The organism is Bartonella sp. AA83SXKL, assembly GCF_042196965.1.
Classification (GTDB): Bacteria; Pseudomonadota; Alphaproteobacteria; order Rhizobiales; family Rhizobiaceae; genus Bartonella.
The window spans coordinates 73,329-97,859 of record NZ_JBHIRG010000006.1 but is presented as its reverse complement, the minus strand read 5'-3'; the positions used below and the strand labels follow the sequence as shown (position 1 = coordinate 97,859).

At 37.6% G+C, this 24,531-nt stretch carries 21 protein-coding genes and 1 other RNA gene; all 22 read left to right on the top strand.

Annotation, left to right across the window (positions count from 1 at the left end; all coding sequences use genetic code 11):
* The first annotated feature begins 379 nt into the window (after positions 1-379).
* The 22 genes from ACFINO_RS04670 (at position 380) to truB (ending at position 24,273) form a co-directional block, all read left to right on the top strand.
* Complete coding sequence (locus ACFINO_RS04670; protein ID WP_375621204.1) at positions 380-787, top strand: hypothetical protein; 408 nt, start codon at positions 380-382, stop codon at positions 785-787.
* A gap of 1,588 nt (positions 788-2,375) precedes the next feature.
* Positions 2,376-2,473, top strand: an RNA gene (ffs, locus tag ACFINO_RS04665) — signal recognition particle sRNA small type.
* 224 nt (positions 2,474-2,697) lie between these two features.
* Positions 2,698-4,638 carry a DNA polymerase III subunit gamma/tau gene (locus tag ACFINO_RS04660; RefSeq protein WP_375633992.1) on the top strand — a complete coding sequence of 647 codons (1,941 nt, stop codon included), beginning with the start codon at positions 2,698-2,700 and terminating at the stop codon, positions 4,636-4,638.
* 14 nt (positions 4,639-4,652) lie between these two features.
* Positions 4,653-4,976, top strand: coding sequence for a YbaB/EbfC family nucleoid-associated protein (locus tag ACFINO_RS04655; protein WP_375606797.1), 324 nt, complete (start codon positions 4,653-4,655; stop codon positions 4,974-4,976).
* A 30-nt stretch (positions 4,977-5,006) separates the two neighbouring features.
* On the top strand, positions 5,007-5,612 hold the full coding sequence (recR, locus tag ACFINO_RS04650; RefSeq protein ID WP_273790577.1) for a recombination mediator RecR: 606 nt from the start codon (positions 5,007-5,009) through the stop codon (positions 5,610-5,612).
* 69 nt (positions 5,613-5,681) lie between these two features.
* Positions 5,682-6,710 carry a YeiH family protein gene (locus ACFINO_RS04645; protein ID WP_375633991.1) on the top strand — a complete coding sequence of 343 codons (1,029 nt, stop codon included), beginning with the start codon at positions 5,682-5,684 and terminating at the stop codon, positions 6,708-6,710.
* 735 nt (positions 6,711-7,445) lie between these two features.
* Positions 7,446-8,132, top strand: coding sequence for a tRNA (adenosine(37)-N6)-threonylcarbamoyltransferase complex dimerization subunit type 1 TsaB (gene tsaB / locus ACFINO_RS04640; protein WP_375633990.1), 687 nt, complete (start codon positions 7,446-7,448; stop codon positions 8,130-8,132).
* The gene (gene rimI, locus ACFINO_RS04635) at positions 8,132-8,623 is read left to right on the top strand and encodes a ribosomal protein S18-alanine N-acetyltransferase (protein ID WP_375633989.1); all 492 of its coding nucleotides are present in this window, start codon (positions 8,132-8,134) and stop codon (positions 8,621-8,623) included. Before tsaB ends, rimI begins: the two co-directional genes overlap by 1 nt.
* A gap of 31 nt (positions 8,624-8,654) precedes the next feature.
* Positions 8,655-10,031 carry a tRNA (N6-isopentenyl adenosine(37)-C2)-methylthiotransferase MiaB gene (gene miaB / locus ACFINO_RS04630; protein WP_375655146.1) on the top strand — a complete coding sequence of 459 codons (1,377 nt, stop codon included), beginning with the start codon at positions 8,655-8,657 and terminating at the stop codon, positions 10,029-10,031.
* Between the two features lie 159 nt (positions 10,032-10,190).
* A complete protein-coding gene (locus tag ACFINO_RS04625) occupies positions 10,191-11,315 on the top strand; it encodes a PhoH family protein (protein WP_375655157.1) in 1,125 nt (374 codons plus the stop codon).
* A complete protein-coding gene (gene ybeY, locus ACFINO_RS04620; protein WP_375618037.1) occupies positions 11,312-11,779 on the top strand; it encodes an rRNA maturation RNase YbeY in 468 nt (155 codons plus the stop codon). Before ACFINO_RS04625 ends, ybeY begins: the two co-directional genes overlap by 4 nt.
* Before the next feature lie 107 nt (positions 11,780-11,886).
* Positions 11,887-12,912 (top strand): hemolysin family protein, encoded by a 1,026-nt coding sequence (locus tag ACFINO_RS04615; RefSeq protein ID WP_375655145.1) that lies wholly within the window; start codon positions 11,887-11,889, stop codon positions 12,910-12,912.
* Positions 12,875-14,509, top strand: a complete 1,635-nt coding sequence (lnt, locus tag ACFINO_RS04610) for an apolipoprotein N-acyltransferase (RefSeq protein WP_375655144.1) — start codon at positions 12,875-12,877, stop codon at positions 14,507-14,509. Before ACFINO_RS04615 ends, lnt begins: the two co-directional genes overlap by 38 nt.
* Positions 14,510-14,657: 148 nt before the next feature.
* Positions 14,658-15,071: a helix-turn-helix domain-containing protein gene (locus ACFINO_RS04605; RefSeq protein WP_375633981.1), complete on the top strand. Its 414-nt coding sequence runs from the start codon at positions 14,658-14,660 to the stop codon at positions 15,069-15,071.
* Positions 15,072-15,201: 130 nt separating this feature from the next.
* Positions 15,202-16,470, top strand: coding sequence for a methionine adenosyltransferase (metK, locus tag ACFINO_RS04600; RefSeq protein WP_375655143.1), 1,269 nt, complete (start codon positions 15,202-15,204; stop codon positions 16,468-16,470).
* The gene (locus ACFINO_RS04595; RefSeq protein WP_375655142.1) at positions 16,467-17,168 is read left to right on the top strand and encodes a tRNA (guanine(46)-N(7))-methyltransferase TrmB; all 702 of its coding nucleotides are present in this window, start codon (positions 16,467-16,469) and stop codon (positions 17,166-17,168) included. Before metK ends, ACFINO_RS04595 begins: the two co-directional genes overlap by 4 nt.
* Before the next feature lie 127 nt (positions 17,169-17,295).
* The gene (gene rimP / locus ACFINO_RS04590; RefSeq protein WP_375655156.1) at positions 17,296-17,946 is read left to right on the top strand and encodes a ribosome maturation factor RimP; all 651 of its coding nucleotides are present in this window, start codon (positions 17,296-17,298) and stop codon (positions 17,944-17,946) included.
* Positions 17,947-17,993: 47 nt separating this feature from the next.
* Positions 17,994-19,625: a transcription termination factor NusA gene (nusA, locus tag ACFINO_RS04585; protein ID WP_375655141.1), complete on the top strand. Its 1,632-nt coding sequence runs from the start codon at positions 17,994-17,996 to the stop codon at positions 19,623-19,625.
* Positions 19,626-20,261: an RNA-binding protein gene (locus ACFINO_RS04580; RefSeq protein WP_375611814.1), complete on the top strand. Its 636-nt coding sequence runs from the start codon at positions 19,626-19,628 to the stop codon at positions 20,259-20,261. It begins immediately after the preceding gene.
* Entirely contained in the window at positions 20,258-22,777 is a 2,520-nt protein-coding gene (gene infB, locus ACFINO_RS04575; RefSeq protein WP_375655140.1) for a translation initiation factor IF-2, read from the top strand. Before ACFINO_RS04580 ends, infB begins: the two co-directional genes overlap by 4 nt.
* 121 nt (positions 22,778-22,898) lie before the next feature.
* The gene (gene rbfA / locus ACFINO_RS04570; RefSeq protein ID WP_375613309.1) at positions 22,899-23,306 is read left to right on the top strand and encodes a 30S ribosome-binding factor RbfA; all 408 of its coding nucleotides are present in this window, start codon (positions 22,899-22,901) and stop codon (positions 23,304-23,306) included.
* A gap of 4 nt (positions 23,307-23,310) precedes the next feature.
* Positions 23,311-24,273: a tRNA pseudouridine(55) synthase TruB gene (truB, locus tag ACFINO_RS04565; protein WP_375618044.1), complete on the top strand. Its 963-nt coding sequence runs from the start codon at positions 23,311-23,313 to the stop codon at positions 24,271-24,273.
* Positions 24,274-24,531: the final 258 nt, after the last annotated feature.

Below are 24,531 nucleotides of genomic sequence, written 5' to 3'. Positions count from 1 at the left end.
CATAATATTTTCTCACAAATTATATCATGATAAACCGCAATTCAACTCGTATAAAAACCAGTGTAAAAAAACACAGTAACCAAAAATAAAAACGCTTGTACCATCTATTTCCCTTTATATATTCAAAGAGAGCCTCTTGAGAAAAGTCATTTCCTCTGACAATATTCCAATAAAGATAACGAACTTCTAAATTAGCTCTCAAAACAATTCAAATTATTATACATAATAGAGCATTCGAATCTCTTAGATTAATATCATTCTAAACATGGTTTAAAACTAAAAAATGCAACTTAGCCCTGATTTTAGCGTTAAGTTTAAACTTGTATCTTTATAAAAACTGATTTATGATTCACCTCACTTTAGAAAAAAGGAGAGGATAATGAAAAAAGTCTTCACGCGAGGATTATTAGCCGCAAATATTCTCGCCTACTCTAGTGTTGCATTTGCTGGCTTTGGTGAAAAAAAATGGAATTTTGCGCGGGATGAAAGTGTTGTGATCACACCATCCTATACATTCCAGCAAGGAGTTGAATACTCTTGTAATACCTTTAAACCGAAGAAAGTATCCTTTACTTTATCATACTCTGCCCCTTCTGATTTAAACAAATTGAGAATTTTTGTTGATGATGAAAAGAAAATAACCCATGATAAAGAAAAGAAAATCTTTACCCTAAAAAATATAAAATCTCTTCATATAAGTTTTCCTTGGTCAGGACATTATATTTTTAAAAATATTACGAACAAAAAAGTTGTTGGAACAGATTGTGACACAGGAGGTTATGATTAACAATATTTCTATAACATCTAAATTTGAGTAGAGTTATTCTTTTTTTCAGGTGTTTTTTTCAAAATACGGCATAATGAGCTATTAAAAATAATCGCTGAAGAGGTTATTTTTATACTAATATGGCAAACCTTAAGCTGCTCATAAGGTTAGATATTAAATAACTTTTGCGAAAACTAAAAGACTAAACTTAAATTGTTCTGTATTTTCTACTATCAGAGCTATTTTTTTAATAAGAATATAACTTCTATCTTCGCAACTGCTTTATTTTAAGTACTATAAAGCACATCGTACCCAAATCACTTAGATAAACAGAAAAGTAAAATTTGCATCTACAGATGCATTCCTCACTGCACTTTAAGTCATACTCATTCAGCTTTTTATAAAAATTTATCTCGCTTTTCCCTCCTTATTAAAGAATATAATTATTTGAAACTATAAAATGTCGCTTATATCGAATAAGAACCATTTTTATGCTTATAAAATCATTACCCTCTTATTTCTATAGCGTTTAATGTTGCATCTTCTCTTGCTGAGTACAATCCCTTAAAAATATATGAAATCTTTTCTCAAATAATGGAAATTCATATATTGATCCATTTTGTGATGAACATCAATGTTTTTTAATTAAAAGAACAAGCACGCAAAAAAGAGCGATAACATTTATTTAGTATTTATATTCATATATGTTAAAAGCAAAAGTATTACATATTTGATATTCTCATTCACTATAGAAATGAAGTGGTTCTCTTGTACGATATTTAAGATATTGACTTATCATTATAAGAGTTCGATTTTTTATAATGAATTACAACCACGAATAAAGTAAGATTCTCTCATCTTAAATCTCATATTGAAATCAATTAAATTTGTTTCCTTGAAAGTTACAAATGGAAGTGATGTGTGAGTAAAAACGATTAAAAAAGGAATAAAAATGCTTCTTATAAAGCCTCTCAAGTGCAAGAGATCGCAACATTGGGAGTTGTTAAGTAGTATGAGGGCTAAAATTTATACTTTTATTAAGCATAAAGAGGATAGTGCACAATGGATTTATACCTCAAGGGAAGCATATATACTATTTATGAGTGGAGTTTGAAATATAGTTAAGAGTATTGAACAATAGCTCTTTAAAAAGCCTGTGAATGTACAACATTAAATGTATTATGTTTGGGATGTTTTGTATAGAGGAGCAACACCATTAAAGCAATATTTTATAATTATTTAAATAGCACTCTTCCCCCTAACTTTCGAATGTTAGCCAATTACATGATCTATCTGCTTTATTTTCCTTTTTTATCGTTGCAAATTTTTAATCATTCAATTTCGTAGTTTTAGAACAGACGTACCTATCTTAAAACTCTTACATGTTTCAGCGAATGAGAATAATTATACATTCAGACGATCTTAAGCGAAAAGATATTTTCATACCAAATAAATATGAAGAGCTACTGCTATAAAAACTGGTAAATCCACAATCTCTTTGTTGTTTATATGTCAATAAATTAAACGCAAAGGAAAATTCTTCGTCTTTCTTAGGATATTTTTCGTTTCTGAGCTTGATTTTTCATTCCAAATCGACAATATGAACTTGGGAGGTTGGTGGTGGACGAACTACTCGCCAACTGGGTCAGGTCTGGAAAGAAGCAGCCCCAACGAGTTCTGGTACGGGTCATTGTTCCAACCTCCTATTTTGCTGAAGAAATTATTTTTTTATACTGTCTTTTAGCGAGGTATTTTTAATCTTCAGAGCGGCATTTGTATGCAGCAAATAAAGGGATTTTGTTGTTTTTAAACAAATTGTCCCATAAATAATTTGATTAAGAAAAAATCCTTTTATATGAGACTACAGTATTGATCTATGCTTTTGTATTATCAAAATGTACGCATAAAGAACTTCGAAGTTGGAAATATTCATGGAAAATTTACCGGTAGAAACAGCCTATCGTGTTCTTGCTCGTAAATATCGGCCCCAAAACTTCTCTGACCTCATTGGTCAGGAAGCTATGGTGCGTACTCTCACCAACGCCTTTGAAAAAGGTCGTATTGCACAAGCGTGGATGTTAACAGGGATTCGTGGCGTAGGTAAAACCACAACAGCACGTATTTTGGCACGTGCGCTTAATTATAAAACAAAAGATATTGACCAACCAACAACTGTATTGGACTCTCTTGGTGAACATTGCACACAAATTATCGAAGGGCGCCATATTGATGTTATAGAAATGGATGCCGCTTCTCATACGGGCATTGATGATATTCGTGAAATTATTGAACAAATACGCTATCGTCCTGTTTCTGCACGCTATAAAGTTTATATTATCGATGAAGTACATATGCTCTCAACACAAGCCTTTAATGGTTTATTGAAAACTCTTGAAGAACCACCTTCCCATGTGAAATTTATTTTTGCCACAACAGAAATTCGCAAAGTTCCTATTACAATTCTTTCGCGTTGCCAACGTTTTGATTTGCGACGTATTGAATCAAAAGCTTTGAGTGCACATTTGCGCCAAATTGCGAAATATGAAAAGGTAGAAGTAGAAGATCAAGCGCTCTCTATGATTGCCCGTGCTGCAGAAGGATCTGCACGTGATGCATTATCCATTTTTGATCAAGCAATCGCCCATAGCAATGGCAATGTTAATGCTATTGCGGTGCGTACAATGTTAGGATTAGCGGATCAAGCACGTATTATTGATCTTTTTGAATTTATCATGAAGGGCGATGTTGTCAATGCGTTACATGAATTACGCAGTCAATATGAAGCAGGTGCTGATCCTCTTACTATATTGACAGAACTAGCCGATTTTAATCATCTGGTCACACGTTTACGTTTTACACCAGAAATAGTGGAAGATTTCTCTCTGACTGAAGAACAACGTTTAAGAAGTTTAGACTTTTCAAAAAAACTTTCCGTTCCTATTTTATCCCGAAACTGGCAAATGTTACTCAAAGGTTTACAGGAAGTTAATCAAACTGCACGTCCTCTTCAAGCCGCTGAAATGCTTTTAATTCGTCTTGCTCACACGGCTGACTTACCAACTCTTGATGAGGCTTTAAAAAAGCTTACGCAAGAAAAAACGCCTCTCACACTGGTTAAAAATTCTTCTCATCAAGAATCTACAAATGCAAATAATATAACAAAAGAAACAATGGTCGGAGCCCATGCTTCCTCGAGCGTTTCAAATATATTAGCCGATCAATCAGATTTAAAAAGCTCTTTGAAAAACCAATTAGATCATTCCTTACAACCAGAAAATTTAGTTAAAAATCAAAACCATGACAAAATCAACGCCCAAGAAGTAACAGAAATTCTAGAAACTTCTCAATCTACTGATTTTTCTGAAAAGATTGCAAATTTATCGCATTCTGTCACGCAAACAACAGAAAAGATTACTGAACCTAAAACTCTCGTGATTAATTCTTTGCACGATATTGTTCAATTAGCCGAACAGCATAATGACGTTCCTTTCAAACTCCTTGTTAAAGAATTTGTTCATCCTGTTTCTTTTGAAGCGGGGCATATTACCTTGAGACTTTCTGAAAATACCCCACAATTTCTTGCTCATGATATAGAAAAAAAGATATCTCAATGGACTGAAAAACGCTGGACAATAACTTTTGTTAATGAAGGAGGTGGCCCAACCTTACAGGAGGAAAGTATAGCGATTCAAAAGACTCTTTTTTCCAATGCAGAAACAGATCCTGATATCGCGAAAATCCTCAATCATTTCCCAGAAGCAAAAATTGTCGATATTCGACTCAATAAAGAAGAAAATGATCTTGATTTACTCCCCAATACCTTTAAAAATGCTGATATTTTTAAAAATAAAAATGATATCAATGATGAATAAGGATACCTATTCCTATGCGTGAAATGATGAGCATGATGAAAAAAGCCAAAGAAATGCAAGAAAAAATGCAGAAGATTCAGGAGGAAATAGCTAATCTGCAAGCTGTGGGCACTGCAGGGGGTGGTCTCGTCAATATCACTTTAAATGGCAAAAATATTATAACAGCAATTCAAATTGATCCTTCATTACTCAAACCTGAGGAAGCTGAAATTCTTGAAGATCTCATTATGGCGGCTTATAATGAAGCAAGAACAAAAATCGAAGTCGCAATAGAAGAAAAAACCAAAAGTATGACCGCAGGGCTACCACTCCCATCAGGTTTCAAGCTTCCATTTTAATGAAACGGATTTTTTCCGTGGGACAAAAATATGTCTAAATACATTGCAGGACCTGAAATTGAACGTCTCATTCAGATTTTATCACGGTTACCAGGTCTTGGTCCACGTTCAGCACGTCGTGCTGCGCTTCATCTTATCAAAAAAAAAGAGACATTGCTGGAGCCTTTAGGAGCGGCTATACAAGCAGCTATAGAAAAAGTCGGCATTTGTTCTGTTTGTGGAAATGTCGATACCATTGATCCTTGTTCAATTTGCACAGATTTACGCCGCGATGATACAACAATCATTGTTGTTGAGGATATTGCTGATCTGTGGGCTCTTGAGCGCGCAAAAACTTTAGCCGCACGTTACCATGTGTTGGGTGGACGACTCTCCCCCTTAGATGGAATAGGCCCTGATGAACTCAATATTGCCACCTTAATACAACGTGTTGTACAAAACCCTATTACGGAGATTATTCTTGCTGTCAATGCGACTGTCGAAGGTCAAACAACTGCTCACTATATCACCGATCAGCTTTCCAATTTTCCAGTTAAAATTACGCGACTTGCTCATGGTGTCCCTGTAGGAGGCGAGCTTGATTATCTTGATGACGGAACTTTAGCAGCAGCTGTACAAGCAAGAACAAATCTTTAAAAATTTCTTTCTCTTACCTGTTATTTCGTTTTATTTACTATTATTTCTTTGTATGGGGAAAATATTCAAGTGATAAAGAAAAAACTCTCACTTTTAAACGACTTTGGTCCTGGTATTCTAGTATGTTTACTCATATCAGCCTTAGCTTATGGCTTAGAAGTCGTAGAAAAACAGCTTTTTGGACAAGCTTGGCTTGAAAGCATTGTTTTGGCAATTCTTTTAGGATCGATTATCCGTAGTTGTTTTCCTTTGCCAACATATTTTCAAAAAGGTATCACCTTTTGTGCAAAAACACTTCTCGAAATTGCTATCGTTCTTCTAGGAGCAAGCATTAGCATTAACGCAGTCCTTTCAGCTGGCTGGAATTTGCTTGCTAGTATCATATTCGTGATATTCGTAACGATTATCCTGAGCTTTGCCATCGGCCGACTTTTCGGGCTTTCTACACACTTAGCAATGCTGGTCGCTTGTGGGAATGCTATTTGTGGCAATTCAGCTATTGTCGCCGTTGCACCTGTCATAAAAGCAAAACATGACGATGTAGCCGCGTCAATTGCCTTCACTGCTCTTTTAGGAATTCTTATTATTTTATTTCTACCCTTTTTACATCCGTCTCTGAATTTGTCATTTAGCCAATATGGTGTGCTTGCTGGCATGGTTGTTTATGCTGTACCACAGGTTTTAGCAGCAACAGCATCTGTCTCTTTTCTGAGTGTTCAAATTGCAACAATTGTCAAATTAGTACGGGTTCTCATGTTAGGCCCTGTTATTTTTACTCTATCAATCATTTATCGCCGATCAGCACAAACACGCTTGCGTTTACATACCCTCGTCCCATGGTTTATCATTGGCTTTATTATCATGATGCTTGTTCGCTCAAGTGGTCTTATCCCTGAAAAGGCTATCAATCCCATCAAATTTATTGCCCAGTTGTTTACTGTTATCTCAATGGCTGCACTAGGATTAGGTGTTGATATCCGATCACTAAAAAAAGCAGGATGGCGCGTCATTTTGGCTTCAACCTGCTCCATAATTATTCTCGGTATTTGTAGCCTTATCATGATACAATTAAATGATTTAAATCATATAACATTTTAAATGTGTATTGATTATTATTTTTTCAACGTAGTATGCAATCAACCCAAAGTCCTCATTATTATTAAAATCAGTTCTTTCATAAACCAGAAAAAGTTCTAAAATACTGCTCATTATTCTATACAAAAAATTGAAAGAGCTGATATTTAAGTGAAAACTGTCAAATTTGCTTTTCAGTCCATAATGATTTGCAACAGGGTAGTATCGAAATACGTAACTCATGCAAAACAATGCCATTTCTTTCATCTGCTCTCATTACGCTGAGGTTTTTATATAAAGACGGATAGAATATATTCTTATTTGGAAAAAATGTGGGGTCATAACTTTTCCTCTTTTAAATTACTTTTACTTACTATGTAATACAAGTGGCATCATCGTACTATTTGATAGCTTAAAAGTTGTGACAATCCTTACATTTAAACGATTCGTGAAAGGAGTTTTTATTCTTTTCTTCAACAGTTTTGATTCATACGCTAACTCCGCTTGTAATATACAAGCTAATAACTTTAATTGTTTCACCATAAGTAGATTTAAAATAAGAGAATCTTATAATACTCAAGATACTCATTCAAAAAGTGATAAAAATAAGGATTAAATCAACATCTCGTTCTATCCCATAAAAAGATATTGTTGCTTATTGGCACTAGTAACTTTCTTACAAATGAAATATACGATAATGAAAATATTAAAAATACAGCAGGACTTTTATTTATCGTTTTATTCAACTAAAATATTTTTATGCTTATCCTTGCTATAGATACTGCTTCAATTTATTGTGCTGTTGCGCTTATTCGTCATAAATCTGTTATTGCGCGTATCAATGAGCGCATGAACAAAGGACATGCTGAAAAACTTATTGGGCAGATTACACAAATAATGACACAAGCCAATATGACGCTTGATCAAGTTGAGCGTATTGCTGTCAATATTGGACCTGGGTCATTTACTGGTGTACGTGTCGGTGTTGCAACAGCGCGCGCTTTGGCATTAGCACTTGAAATACCAGCTATTGGTGTGAGTGCTCTTGAAGCGTTAGCAGCACAAGTCATAAACAGTAAAAGTACAGCATCGGCAATTACTGTTGTCATTGAAGCAGGGAGAGGAATGTTCTACCATCAAAATTTTCATAATGATCTCACACCTTTGGGAGAGCCGGCATTAAAAACAATTGAAAATATCCTCGAAGATTTGCCAAAAAAAACCCGACTGACTGGCTCAGCTGCTGATGTCGTTGTGGAGCATGTTAAAAACCATAAAATATACGAAAAAATTGTCCTAGAAAAAATCCCCTGCGAAGCGGCCGATATTGTAAACTATGCTTATCTTGCTGCAAACAAACAATCAAAAAATTCACCTCGCCCACTCTATCTACGCAGCGCTGATGCAAAACAACAAACCAATTTTGCTTTACCACAAAAAAAATAATGCCCAAATTTTCATTGACAAAAAAGAATTTTGGAATTGCTCCGCTACAAGTTAATGATAGTGCTTCTCTTCATCAAATTCATCAGCATTGTTTTACCCCTTCTTGGGAAAAACAAGCTTTTGATAATTTCTTAACAGATCACTCTATCTTCGGACACAAAGTTTTTCTCATTGATCGCTCTGATCAAATTTTAGGCTTTTGCCTATGCCGTCTCATCCTTGATGAAGCAGAAATCATCACAATTGCTGTTCATCCTCATTATCGTCAACAAGGAATTGGTACCTTTCTTATCGAAAGCACAGTTCACCATCTTCACGACAAGGGCGCCATAAAATTATTCTTGGAAGTAGAAGCCACAAATCTTTCTGCTTTGAACCTTTATCAACGCTTTGAATTTCAAAAAATTTCTGAACGTCTTGCCTACTACGCGTCAAAAAATGGTCGTGGTGATGCAATTATCATGCAAAAAACTTTTAAGCAAATAGATTGAGATTTGTGTAAAAAACATTTACACATGCGCTATGAATAAAGTAAATCCTAAAAATACGCCTCCTGTTGCTCCTAAAAAGGTTTTTATCAAAACCTATGGATGTCAAATGAACGTTTATGATAGCCAACGGATGACTGATAGTCTCAGTTCGCAAGGCTATGTGACAACACAAATTCCCAATGATGCCGATCTTATTCTTGTTAATACCTGTCATATTCGTGAAAAAGCAGCAGAAAAACTTTATTCTGATCTCGGTCGTTTGCGCGTTATGCGTCAAGAGCGCACACCTGATAAACCCCTTATGGTTGGTGTAACAGGTTGTGTTGCACAAGCTGAGGGAAGTGAAATCTTGCGCCGTGCTCCAACAGTGGATCTTGTTATTGGTCCGCAAATGTATCATCGCTTGCCAGAATTGTTAGAAAAAGCCAAACAAGGGAAAAAAATTATCGAAACAGACTATGCTGTTGAAGATAAATTTGCTCATTTGCCGCCCCATAATAAACATGCAGTAAGAAAACGAGGTGTTAGCGCATTTTTAACAGTGCAGGAAGGTTGCGATAAATTTTGCACTTTTTGTGTTGTTCCGTACACACGCGGTGCTGAAATATCACGATCCGTTGAACAAATTACTGAAGAGGCCCTTCAACTCATCGAAGCGGGTGTCAAAGAAATTACGCTGCTTGGACAAAATGTCAATGGTTGGCATGGACAAAGTGCTGATGGCAAAACTTGGCGTCTTGGCGATCTTCTTTATCATCTCGCAAAACTCGATGGTTTAAAGCGTTTGCGTTACACAACCAGCCACCCACGTGATATGGATGATAGCCTTATTGCCGCGCATCGAGATCTTGATATGTTAATGCCTTACCTCCATCTTCCTGTTCAATCAGGTTCAGATCGCATCTTAAAAGCCATGAACCGACAACACAAAAGCTCTCATTATCTTCATCTTATCGAAAAAATTCGAACCGTACGGCCAGATATTGCCTTTTCAGGCGATTTTATTGTAGGATTTCCAGGAGAAACAGATGAAGACTTTGAAGAAACCATTAAACTTATTCAACAAGTACAGTACAGTTCAGCTTATTCTTTTAAATATTCCCCCCGTCCTGGAACAGTGGGAGCCACAATGAAAAATCATGTTGATGAATCTGTAAAAGATGCCCGACTTCAACATTTACAAATCCTTCTCCTTGAGCAACAAAATGCATTTTTGCGTTCTAAAATTGGTCAAAAAACGAACGTTCTCATCGAAAAACCTGGACGTCACTCAGGGCAAATGGTAGGACGTTCCCCTTGGCTTTTACCTGTTGTCGTCGATACAGAAGCCTCTACAGGTAGCGTGATAGAAATTCATATTAAAAATGCAAGCTCAAACAGTTTTGTTGGTGAAGTGACAAATAGATAGACATGCCTCTAACACCTTGTTCACAATAAATATTTTGGAAAACTCTTTTATTTTAAAAGAAAATGATTACATCTAAAGCGTGCACTTTTTGTAAAAAATTGTCTTTTATAAAGTTTACTTAACAAAATGTGCAATATTTATGTAGATATGGAGAATAGGCTGAAAGCTTCAACCGAAAAAATAAAGCGTATTAAAGAAAAAGTAAATACGTCCCTTGAAAAGGCTGATACCTTGAAACAAACAAGCGCTTCAGATCTGAGCCAAGTTGTTTTGATTTTCGAAAATAATCAATATGCAAAAGCAGTTTTTGGTAAATTTGACGAAAATCTCGCTTATATCGAAAAAAAACTCGAACTTAGTATTCATCCGCGTGGTAATGAAGTCTTAATCCGTGGAAATATTTCCGTTATAAAACATGCGCAATATGTATTGCAGCAGCTTTATGAACGTGCCAAAACACATCAAGAGCTCACTTTATCAGATATAAAAGGAGCGATTGCTATGGCAAATATACCAAAGAAGCAGAAAGAAGACACAATAACACACAAATCTGCAACGAAACGTATACCAGCACGGTTGAGTACCCATAAAAAAATAATTCATGCAAGAACTCCAACACAAGACGCTTACATAAGTGCTATGGAGCATACTGAACTTGTGTTTGGTGTAGGACCAGCAGGAACAGGAAAAACGTATCTTGCTGTTGCTCATGCTGCAATGCTTCTAGAACGTGGTATCATTGAACGAATTATTCTCTCACGTCCGGCTGTTGAAGCTGGAGAACGTCTTGGTTTTCTTCCCGGTGATCTCAAAGAAAAAGTCGACCCATATTTACGACCACTTTATGATGCTCTTTATGATATGATGCCCGCTGAAAAAATAGAACGCATTTTAGCTTCTGGTGTCATAGAAATTGCTCCTCTCGCCTTTATGCGCGGACGAACACTTGCCCATGCTGCTGTTATTCTTGATGAGGCACAAAATACTACGCCCATGCAAATGAAGATGTTCCTCACACGTCTTGGAGAAGGAACGCGTATGATCGTTACCGGTGACGTAAGCCAAATTGATTTGCCTACAGGGCAAAAATCAGGTCTCATTGAAGCAGTTCGCATTCTTTCAAATATAGAAAATATTGCAATTGTGCATTTTGATGAAAAAGATGTTGTACGCCATCCACTTGTTGCTGCTATCGTTCGTGCTTATGATCGTGATTCCGAAATACAAAATAAAAAAAAATCATTCGCATGCGATGCATTAAAAAATGAATTTGATTCATCATGATTATTATTGATATAATGATTAAAAGCGCAGGGTGGAATGATGAGAAAATGCTTTATAATATCACTGAAAAAGCATTAATGACGACTATGCATCATGTTTCATTGGGAAATGCTGTAAGCGAGATTAGCCTGCTTTTTACGGATGATGAACATATGGCACAAATCAATGCACAATGGCGCAACAAAAACAAATCTACTAATGTACTATCTTTTCCTGCTTTTCCACTTAAAGCTGGAAATCGACCTGGTCCCATGCTCGGTGATATTATTATTGCCCGAGAAACTGTTGTTTTCGAAGCAGAGAAAGAAGGAAAAACATTTCAAGACCATTTAACACATATGATTGTTCATGGTATCTTGCATCTTCTTGGTTATGACCATGAAACTGATGATGAAGCATATAAAATGGAAAAGCTCGAAAGAGAAATTCTTCAAAAGCTTTCCATAAAAGATCCTTACGCATAATTGTCTATCAATGATAAAATTTAACTTTTAAAATCAATATTACCAGCATACCATTTAAAGCCTCTTATTTATCTGTTATAAAAGAAAGTCTAGAAGATTTCAAAACCATGGCAAACAAAATAAATGCACAAAATAATAGTCAAGCATCTTCTAATAATGAAAAAGACCCCTCTCAACAGACGAATCATACAGAAAAATATTCCCTGATGAATCATTTATTTTCATTCTTACGGGGTCGAAATTGTGCATCTACGTCACTGCGCGATGATCTTACCGTTGCACTCACGACTAACAATGAAAAAGATACCGCCCTCTTCTCACCTGAAGAACGTACTATGCTGCATAACATTTTACGCTTACGTGAAGCACGCGTGGATGATGTTATGATACCTCGTTCTGAAATCGAAGCATTAGAAATAAACACCTCTCTTGGAGAAACCCTTAAATGTTTTGCAAAAATTGGTCATTCTCGTATCCCCGTTTATGCTGAAACTTTAGATGATCCGCGCGGCATGATCCATATCCGCGATATTCTTAACTACATCACTCGCTTTATTATCAATCCAACAAAAACCGAACAAAAATCCGATTTTCTTCAATTAAACCATACAGACTTGCATACTCCAATTGGTGAATTGGATTTGATCCGAACAGTTCTCTTTGTTCCCAGTTCTATGCTTGCAAGCAAATTATTAACACGGATGCAAACTACACGAACTCAAATGGCTTTAGTTATTGATGAACATGGAGGAACAGATGGTCTCGTTTCAATGGAAGATATTGTTGAGTTAGTCGTTGGAGATATCGAAGATGAACATGATAATGTCGACAATGCTATCGTACGTGAACCAAATAATAAATGGCTCGTTGATGCAAGAACTGAACTAGAAGATGTGGAGAAAGCTCTTGGTCCTGATTTTATCGTAGGAGAATATGGTGATGAAGTTGATACTATTGGTGGTTTGATCGTCTCAATTCTTGATCGCATTCCTGCCAAAGGTGAAATTGTCGAAGCTGTACCTGGCTATAGATTTCGTATTTTAGAAGCTGATAAACGCCGGATCAAACGGTTGCGCATTTTTCGCATTCCCAAAAATGAGAATCTTGAGAACAATGCCATCCCTAAAGAATAGTCCAGCGTTTTTAAACAATTTCATCGTTTTTTTGTTCTCTGTTACAGGCTGGAAGCGCCAAGCATGGATATTTCTGTGTGGTGCTCTTACTTCTTTTGCACTTCCACCCTTTTATTTAACACCTCTTTGCTTTTTAACTTTCCCTCTCTTTATTGTTTTACTTGACTCAATACAGTCCACCAAAAACAATAAAAAACATTTTTTTACTTACGCTTTAAGCTGTGGAACATTTGGTTTTAGTTATTTTATTTGCGGACTTTGGTGGCTATGCAATGCTTTATTAACAGATCCAGATTCTTTTGGTTGGGCAGTCCCATTAGCCATTTTATTCCCTCCACTCTACCTTTCTTTTTATTGGTTTTTTTCTGGTTTCATTGTCGGTTTATTATGGACAAAAGGAATAGCACGCTTTTTTGTTTTAGCCTTTGCATTAGGATTATCCGAGTGGTTGCGTGCGTTTTTATTCACAGGATTTCCATGGAATTCTCTTGGCTATACAGCCATGCCAACCCCAGTGTTCATGCAATCTGATGCAATCGTAGGACTTTACGGAATGAATATTCTTGCTGTCTTAGCCTACAGTTTGCCAACTGTTTTATTAACGGATGAAAAAAAGAAAGTGGCACTTTCTCTTTGCTTATCACTTATATTAATTCACTGTGGTTTTGGGTTTTATCGTCTTCATACTATAGAAAACACAGCTGAAGATCAAAAAAGTGCTTATTGGGTGCGCATTGTTCAACCGTCCATCCAACAAAATATAAAATTGCGTGATAATACACGAGAATCTATGTTGGAAGCGCATATGAAGCTAAGTGCAACGCCAACAACCGATCAAAATTCAGAACCCGATTTTATCGTATGGCCTGAAGCTTCCGTTCCTTACCTTCTCTATGATAACTCATCTATCACAATGCGCATTGCCACTCTTTTAAAACCTAAACAATGGGCTATCGTTGGAGCAATACGCGCCAGCAATGATCTACCTCATTCCCAAACACAATATTTTAATACAATTGCAGTCATTAATGCTCAAGGTAATATTTTAAATACTTCCGATAAACTTCATTTGGTTCCTTTTGGTGAGTATCTTCCTTATCAGAATTTATTGAAAAAAATTGGATTGCGTACCCTTGCCGATAATATTGGTGGATATAGTGCTGCAAGTGTGCGCAAAATTGTTACAATGCCAAACGGATTTTCTTATCTACCCTTGATTTGTTATGAAGCAATATTTCCCCATGAAATGACTTTTAAAGGCTCCCCGCCTCAAGCAATTATTAATATTACAAATGATGCATGGTTTGGTGTAACACCTGGACCCTATCAACATCTTCAACAAGCACAGCTTCGTGCCGTTGAACTGGGAACCCCCCTCATACGGGCAGCCAATAATGGCATATCAGCTGTTATTGATTCTTATGGACGAATCGTTGTAGCTCTTCGACAAAATGCTGTGGGCATTATTGATTCACGAGTTCCATCATCCATTACCCCTATAGGAAGCAATGAATACAGAACTTTCTCTACTTTTATCTTATTCATCCTTATGCTATTGTGTCGTATTGGTTTTGGTTTTACAAAACAGCTTAAATGATTCAAGTGCCCTTTGTACGGTATTATGTTGCGTGTACCAGTAATATTGGGAAAAAATATTACATATTGTTTTAATTATATGATAAATCAACTGCGCATAAATATGATGTTGGTTTAGAAGAAAAATGCTGGAAATAAAGAGTTGCATTATGACCGAAACTAAAAAAAAACCTGACCCTATAGATATCTATGTTGGAACTCGTATCCGTTTACGTCGTAATATTTTAGGACTCACTCAAGAGAAACTAGGTGAAAAATTAGGAATTACTTTTCAGCAAATCCAAAAATATGAAAAAGGAACAAACCGTATTGGTGCCAGCCGTCTTCAAGCGATAGCGGAAATTATGGATGTTCCTGTTTCTTACTTTTTTGATAAAGGTATTACCTCCCAACAAGTAGAGGGTTTTGCTGAAAGTGAACACAATTTTATAGACTTTTGTTCTAGCAGCGAAGGGATTCAACTCATGCGCGCTTTTACAAATATATCTGATGCTAAAGTGCGTCGAAAAATTATTGACTTGGCAAAAGCACTTTCTGAGGAAGATTTGACAAATAAGTTATAAATTAAAATTATATCTTTTCTCTTTTATTCATATACATTTGCATTGACTATTTGCTGTAGAATTAGCAAATGGTGACGACTTTAGTAAGCAATTGATTAAATCGTTGGTTTTCTTTTTTGAAGGAGTTCCTATGCCGCATCAAGATTATCTTTTTACGAGCGAATCGGTATCGGAAGGACATCCTGATAAAATTTGTGATCGTATTTCCGATGAAATCGTTGATATGATCTATAAAGAAGCTGAAAAGACTGGTACTGATCCATGGTTAGTACGCGTTGCCTGTGAAACTCTCGTCAGTGTCAACCGTGTTGTTATCGCTGGTGAAGTACGTGTTCCCGATACGCTATTAAAAAAAGATAAAAATAAAGAATTCATCTATGATGAAACTAGCTTTCCACTCATTAATCCCACACGTTTTCGTACAGCAGCCCGCCGTGCTATTCGTACCATTGGCTATGAACAAACAGGCTTCCATTGGAAAACTGTTAAAATTGATGTTCTTTTGCGCCCACAATCAGCTGATATAGCAAGAGGGGTTGATAATGCTACGGATCGGCATGGTGAAGAAGGAGCAGGTGATCAAGGCATCATGTTTGGATATGCTTGCCGTGAAACACCTGATCTCATGCCTGCGCCAATTTATTATGCGCATAAAATTCTCAAACTTCTTGCCGCAGCCCGTCATAAAGGAGAGGGAGAAACTGGAAAATTAGGACCAGATGCTAAAAGCCAAATAACCATACGTTATAAAAATGGAAAACCGATGGAGGTCACATCCATTGTTCTTTCAACGCAGCACCTTGATGAAAGCTGGGATTCCAATAAAGTACGTACAGTGGTTGAACCTTACATTCGCCAAGCTTTACATGACATTCCCATTGCAGCTCAATGCAGTTGGTATATTAACCCAACAGGAAAATTTGTCATTGGAGGACCTCAAAGCGATGCCGGATTAACGGGACGCAAAATTATTGTGGATACTTACGGAGGTGCAGCACCCCATGGAGGCGGTGCTTTTTCAGGAAAAGATACAACAAAAGTTGATCGTTCTGCTGCCTATGCGGCACGCTATCTGGCTAAGAATATTGTTGCTGCTGATTTAGCAGAGAGATGCACCATTCAACTCTCCTATGCAATTGGTATTGCACAACCTTTATCTATTTATCTTAATCTTCATGGAACAGGAAAAGTCGATGAAAAAGTTATTGAAGAAGCCATCCGCAAAATAATGGACCTTTCACCTACCGGCATTCGAAAACATCTTGACCTCAATAAACCTATTTATGCGAAAACAGCTGCCTATGGTCACTTTGGTCGTAAACCAAAACACGATGGTTCGTTTTCATGGGAAAAAACTGATCTCGTGAAAACGCTTCAAACAATGATCCAAATCCCATGATTAAACATAATATACGTAAGAGTGAAGCATTTTTTGGACGCCGACAAGGAAAACAACTTCGAAACAGTCAGCTTACACGTATACAAATGCTTCTCCCCAATTTGAATATTGATTTAAATGTCCCTCCTCCCTTAAACCTTACATCCTTATTTTCAAGCAAAGTAAGAGAAATTCGACTTGAAATCGGTTTTGGTGGAGGTGAACATTTACTTCATGAAATGGAATATTTTCCAAAAACCGGTTTTATCGGCGTCGAGCCCTTTATCAATGGCATGGCAAAAATATTATCGTCTCTTGAACAGCATCAAAACCATCAAAATCGTCTTCGCCTCTATAATGATGATGCTACACGCCTTCTTGATTGGCTCCCTGATAACTCACTTGATGGAATAGACCTCTTCTATCCTGATCCTTGGCCGAAAAAGAAACACTGGAAACGACGCTTCATCAACATAAAAAATCTTAACCGTTTTGCTCGTGTTCTTAAAATAGGGAAATTTTTGCGCTTTGCTAGCGATATAGACAGTTATGTAAACTGGACTTTGTACCATTGTGCACAACATGATCACTTTGAATGGAAAGCAGAAAGCCCTCAAGACTGGAAACTCCCTTATCCACTATGGAGGGGAACCCGCTATGAAGCAAAAGCTTTACGCGAAGGACGAACGCCTGCCTATCTTACCTTTATCAAGAAATAAGTGATCAAACGCTTTTCTCATAAACAACTTGAAAAATTTTGAATTTAAGAGTATCAATAGTTAAATTCTTGGTCTTATGATGAAGAGTGGGCCGTTGGACCCGCTCTTTTTTAATATCATAAAACTGATGAAACCAACTTGGATAAAATGTATGAACGAAGCTGAAAAAATAAGCAATCTTGACGAACCACGCCTGTTTGAAGAAGATGGTATCGAAGCACAGGTTGCTGCTCTTGTCATACCACTACTTAAACCTTTAGGTTTTCGTTTGGTTCGTGTGAAACTTCTTGGTCAAAATGGTTTAACACTTCAAATTATGGTTGAACGTGCCGATGGTTCTATGACCATAGAAGATTGTGAAACTGTTAGTCGAACAGTTTCTCCCCTCCTTGATGTACAAAATGTTATTGAACGCAAATATCATTTAGAAATCTCATCACCTGGAATTGATCGTCCATTGGTAAGAAAATCTGATTTTTTTCATTGGCAAGGGCATCTTGCAAAAATTGAAACCAAAATAACAATTGATGGGCGCCGAAAATTTCGTGGGACACTTACAAATATCACGCAAGATGGATTTATTTTAAACACTGATAAAGCTGCTTATGGAGAAGCCATGTATACCCCTATTTCCTTTTGTGATATCATAAATGCGCATTTAGTGCTTACCGATGAGCTTATTCGCGATGCATTGAAACAAAATAAAGATTTAAGTCAACAATTCATTGCCGAAGAGAACGCTAACAACTCTATACAGACGCTCAATTTCAAAAAATAATATCACTGGGAAATACCCATCGTGTGGCACAAAGAAGGAGAAAATTGATGGCTACAAGCGCTAACAGGCTTGAGATTCTGCAAATTGCAGATGCTGTTGCACGTGAAAAGTCAATCGACCGTGAAATTGTCATTTCTGCGATGGCTGATGCTATTCAAAAAGCAGCACGTTCTCGTTATGGTCAAGAAACCAATATTCGTGCTGAAATCAATTCTAAAACAGGTGAAATTAAATTACAGCGCCTGCTTAAAATCGTTGATGTCGTTGAAGACTATACAACGGAAATTACTTTGTCTGATGCTCTCAAACGTCAAACAGAAGCAAAAATTGGTGATTTTTTTGCTGATCTTTTACCTCCTATGGATTTTGGACGTATCGCAGCACAATCTGCTAAACAGGTTATTGTACAAAAAGTACGCGATGCAGAGCGCGATCAGCAATATGAAGAATTCAAAAATAAAGTTGGTGAAATTATTTCTGGTACAGTTAAGCGTGTGGAATATGGTAACGTCATCGTTGATCTAGGACGCGGTGAAGCTATTGTTCGCCGTGATGAATTAATTCCTCGTGAATCATTCCGCTATGGAGATCGCATTCGTGCTTTTGTCAATGATGTACACCGTGAAACGCGTGGTCCACAAATTTTCCTTTCACGCACACATCCCCAATTTATGGTAAAACTTTTCACTATGGAAGTACCAGAAATTTATGATGGTATTATAGAAATCAAATCTGTTGCTCGTGATCCAGGTTCACGGGCTAAAATCGCCGTTGTTTCACGCGATGGTTCCATTGATCCTGTTGGAGCATGCGTTGGAATGCGAGGAAGTCGTGTACAAGCTGTTGTTGCTGAATTACAAGGCGAAAAAATTGATATTATTCCTTGGTCGCCTGATGCGGCAACATTTGTCGTTAATGCACTGCAACCTGCTGAAGTTTCTAAAATCATCCTTGATGAAGATGCTGAACGGATTGAAGTTATTGTGCCAGATGATCAACTTAGCCTTGCTATTGGACGACGTGGGCAAAATGTTCGCTTGGCTTCGCAACTAACAGGATGGAACATTGATATTTTAACGGAAAAGGAAGAATCTGAAAATCGTCAAAAAGAATTTACTGAACGAAGTAAATTGTTTATGGAAGCCTTAGAGGTTGACGAAATGATCGGACAGGTTATGGCATCAGAGGGTTTTTCTTCTATTGAAGAAATCGCCTATATTGATCTTGAAGAAATCGCTTCTATTGATGGTTTTGACCATGATACCGCCGCTGAAATCCAAAGTCGTGCCCGCGAATATCTTGATCATCAAGAAAAAGAACTTGATGAAAAACGCAAAAAGCTTGGAGTTTCTGACGAATTGCGAACACTTCCTGGAATGACAAGTGCTATGTTGGTTGCTGTAGGTGAAGATGGTGTAAAAACAATAGAAGACTTTGCTGGCTATGCCGTTGATGATTTAGCTGGTTGGAGAGAACGCAAAGAAGGTCAAACACAGAATTTTTCTGGTATTTTAACCCCTTTTGACATTACACGCGCAGATGCAGAAGCTATGGTTTTAGCCGCACGTGTACAAGCAGGCTGGATAGACCAAGCTGATCTTGTTACAGAAAATCCTGTAGAAGATGAAAATTCTACAGAAAATGAAAAAATAGATGATTTGGATGTGGATACACTTTAAATGAATGAACGGACTTGCATTGTGACCAGAAAAAATGCTTCAGCACAAACGCTGATCCGTTTTGTTATTGGACCCAACAACCAAATTGTTCCTGATCTTAAAGCGAATTTACCAGGGCGTGGCGTTTGGATTTCTGCCCATCACGCTGTTATTGAGAAAGCAATCAAACAGAAAGCTTTTCATAGAAACTTTAAAACAGATGTTGAGGTTGCACCAAATCTTGTGCATGTTGTTGATACGCTTTTACTAAAAGCCGCTCTTTCAAGCCTTTCCATGGCACGAAAAGCGGGAGCAATTGTTATGGGAGCAACAAAGGTTGACGCTGCTATCCGCTCTGGTAAAGTTATTCTTGTACTTCATGCTAAAGAAACAACAGAAGATGGGAAACGAAAAATTGCACAGGCCATCCATTCAATACAACAACAAACAAATCGGACTATAAAAACCATATCTTTATTTACAAGTGATGAAATGCGAGTGGCTTTTGGCTCTAATCCTGTAATGCACGCGGCCTTACTGGACACAAAAGCTGCTGAAGGATTTCTCAAAACAACATGTAAATTGATCAGCTATCGTGACGACAAGCATAGTAAGTCTAGTGAGATGACGGCCCAAGCCGTGAAGGAAGTACAATGAGTGAAAATAACAACGACAAAACAACCGTCAAGAAGACACTAACTCTCAAGAGGTCTGTCTTGGAAACGAGTACGGTTAAACAAAATTTTAGTCATGGCCGTACGAAGGCTGTCGTTGTCGAAACCAAACGGCGTAAAATTACGCGACCTGATGAAAAAGCTGAAACCCTACAGCCCATTACAAAGCCGCATGTGGCCCCCCAGCGTTCTAAACCGCGTTTTGAGGAAAAAAAGCCTCAAGAATCTGTGGCCAAAAGCAATCTTTCATCAACTGAAATGGAAGCGAGACTTCGCGCGTTAGAAGAAGCACATATCCAAGAAAGAATAACGCGAGAACAAGCCGAAGAAGAAGCAAGACGCGCTAAAGAGCGTGAAGAAATTTTACAGCAAGAAATTAAAGAAAAAGAAATCCATCTCCAACAAGAAGAAGAAATATCGCCAGTGCAGACTCCACCTGTTCCCCCTCTCATTGAACAGGCAGATATTCCTATTGCCACTAAACAGACAACCGTGGTTGAAAAACGCAAAATAGATGACAATAATGAGGAAGAACGGCATAGTCGACGTGCTAATCCTGCTAAATCAGAAATACGTGTACCCAAAGTTGTCAAAGGAGCTGATGAGCGGAGACGCGGAAAGCTAACTCTGAATAGTGCACTGGATGAAGAAGGAAGCGCACGTGGGCGCTCAATGGCTGCAATGCGGCGTAGACAGGAAAAGTTTAAGCGTGCACAAAATCAAGAACCAAGAGAAAAAATTTCTCGCGAAGTTGTTCTTCCTGAAACGATTACCATTCAAGAGCTCGCACAACGTATGACTGAGCGTTCTGTTGATGTGATTAAATTCTTGATGAAACAAGGACAAATGATGAAACCTGGCGATGTTATTGATGCAGATGTTGCCGAACTCATCGCTGTTGAATTTGGCCATACTGTTAAACGTGTTTTAGAATCTGACGTAGAAGAAGGTATCTTTAATATAACAGATAATCCTCAAAACATGCAGCAGCGCGCCCCTGTTGTAACCATTATGGGCCATGTTGACCACGGAAAAACTTCTCTTTTGGATGCTATTCGTAAAGCAAATGTTGTTTCTGGCGAAGCAGGAGGTATTACGCAGCATATTGGTGCCTATCAAGTAGAACAAAACGGTCAAAAAATTACCTTTATTGATACACCAGGTCATGCTGCATTTACGGCTATGCGTGCACGCGGAGCTCGTGTTACTGATATTGCTGTTCTCGTTGTAGCCGCTGATGATAGTGTTATGCCTCAAACGATTGAATCAATCAATCATGCGAAAGCTGCTGGTGTACCTATCATTGTTGCTATCAACAAAATTGATAAACCAGCTGCGAATGCACAAAAAGTGCGTACAGAACTTCTACAACATGAAGTGTTTGTTGAAACTATGGGTGGTGAAACTTTGGACGTTGAAGTTTCTGCTAAAACTGGTCAAAATCTTGATAAACTTCTCGAAGCTATCCTTCTTCAGGCTGAAATGCTTGATCTGAAAGCAGATCCCCAACGAACTGCAGAGGGCGTTATCATTGAAGCCAAATTGGATCGCGGACGTGGGTCTGTTGCAACAGTTCTTGTTCAAAAAGGTACATTACACCCTTCTGATATTATAGTTGCTGGAAATGAATGGGGTCGTGTGCGTGCTTTGATTGACGACCATGGCCGCCATGTCAAAGAAGCCGTTCCCTCTACACCAATTGAAATTTTAGGCATGCAAGGAACACCACAAGCCGGAGACCGTTTTGCTGTTGTCACACATGAAGCAAAAGCACGTGAAATTTCTGAATATCGACAACGATTAGCACGTGATAAAGCTGTTGCGCGGCAAACTGGTTCGCGTGGTTCTCTTGAGCAAATGATGACAAAATTGCAAACGACTGGTGTTAAGGAATTTTCTCTTATTATAAAAGGGGATGTGCAAGGATCAATAGAAGCAATTGCTTCAGCATTGGAAAAACTTGGAAATGATGAGGTTCGTGCACGTATTGTACATTCTGGTGCTGGAGGAATTACCGAAAGTGATATTTCTCTTGCAGAAGCTTCTAACTCTGCTGTAATTGGCTTTAATGTTCGAGCCAATAAGCAAGCACGTGATTTTGCTAAAACACAAGGAATTGAGATTCGTTATTACAACATCATTTATGATCTTGTTGACGATATCAAGGCTGCCATGTCTGGATTACTCTCACCAGAACAGCGTGAAACTTTCCTTGGTAATGCTGAAATTCTAGAAGTCTTTAACATTACAAAAATTGGAAAAGTTGCAGGATGTCGTGTTACAGAAGGTAAAATAGAACGAGGAGCCGGTGTTCGCCTTATCCGCGATAATATCGTTATTCACGAAGGAAAGCTGAAAACACTCAAACGCTTTAAGGATGAAGTCAATGAAGTGCAAAGTGGTCAAGAATGTGGAATAGCCTTTGAAAATTATGAAGACATGCGTGCAGGAGACATCATTGAGACCTTCCGTATCGAACATATTAATCGCACATTATAAAATAATCCAATAACTTTACTCTGTTGTGAAATGAGAAAAGTTATTAGGTTTTATACACAATATCTCTTTTTCCTTATCTAAATGGTCAAAAAAGAGATCTTGTAGCAAGGATAAAACTTTGATGAAAAATGCAGGGCCATCACAACGGCAACTTAGAGTAGCAGAGCAAGTACGTCATGCAATAGCGCATATATTACAGCGTGATATTTTGCTTGATGATATCTTAAAAGATATTGTTATTTCTGTCTCTGAAGTACGCATGTCACCAGATTTAAAAATTGCTACTTGCTTTGTATCACCTCTCAGCACTCTTAAAAATGCTTCTCATACCGATGTTGTTGACACCCTCAATAAACATAGTCGTTTTCTCCGTGGAGAAATTAGTCATGCGTTGCGACAAATGAAATATATGCCAGAACTGCGTTTCCGACTTGATAATAGTTTTGATAATTTTTCAAAAATTGATGCCCTCCTTCGCTCGCCTGAGGTTGCGCGCGATCTTCACCATAGTGATACAGATGAGGATTAAAGATATGGCGCGGAAACACAAGAAAAAAGGGCGTCCTGTTTCTGGCTGGGTCATATTTGATAAACCAAAAGGAATGAAATCAACAGAAGCTGTCTCACAAATCAAATGGATCTTCCATGCTCAAAAGGCAGGACATGCGGGCACACTTGATCCTCTTGCTTCTGGTCTCCTTCCCATTGCATTGGGCGAAGCAACCAAAACCGTCCCTTATGTGATGCAAGGCAAAAAAACTTACCGTTTTCATATTGCTTGGGGGCAAGAGCGCTCAACAGATGATTTAGAAGGAGAAATAACGAAAACTTCTCTCATACGTCCAACACAAGAAGAAATACTTGCTCTTCTTCCTCAATATACAGGTGTTATTTTGCAAACACCTCCACAATTTTCAGCAATCAAAATTGCCGGAAATCGTGCCTATGATTTAGCGCGTGAAGGAGAAGTTGTTGAAATTCCGCCCCGTGAAGTGGAAATAGAAACTTTCAAGTTATTAGAAATGCCTACCAAAGAGCATTCTGTCTTTGAAATAACCTGCGGAAAAGGAACTTATGTGCGCTCTTTAGCACGCGATATGGGACGTGATCTCGGTTGCTATGGGCATATTGCTGATTTAAGACGTATTGCCGTCGCACCTTTTGATGAAGAAGATCTCATTACATGGGAGGAACTAAAAGCAGCCATTCCACCAAATAAAAACACTACAGATGAGAATAATCGTTCTTTTGAAAAAAACTTCACAACACTTGATGAGCTCTTAATTGACACAAGCGCCGCATTGGATTGCCTCCCTCACTATATCCTTAATGAAACTCAAGCACAGAGAATTATAAGAGGCCATTCTATCCTCTTGAATCATCACAAAGTACCTCTTGATGAAGAGGAGATTTGTGTCCTCTATAAGGAACAACTTCTTGCTATTGGCACTCTCGACAAAGGTCTATTTAAACCAAAGCGGATTTTCACAATTTAATCGATTTTTTTCCCAACCACCTTTTGCGGAAAGATATTTTTCTCTATCAATTAAGAAAAATATGGTGCTTTTCATTGTCTATATTTACCGTATTCATATCAAAATTTAAGTCAGTGCTATAAGCTAACACCACCACACACTTTTTCCTCTTAATGTCGCAACAATCCTTGCATTCGAAAGGATTCATAAGAGGCTTTTTATTTCTTTTTTAATCGTTTTTTACTCATACTTTAGTCCTCGTTTATAATGTAAAAACAA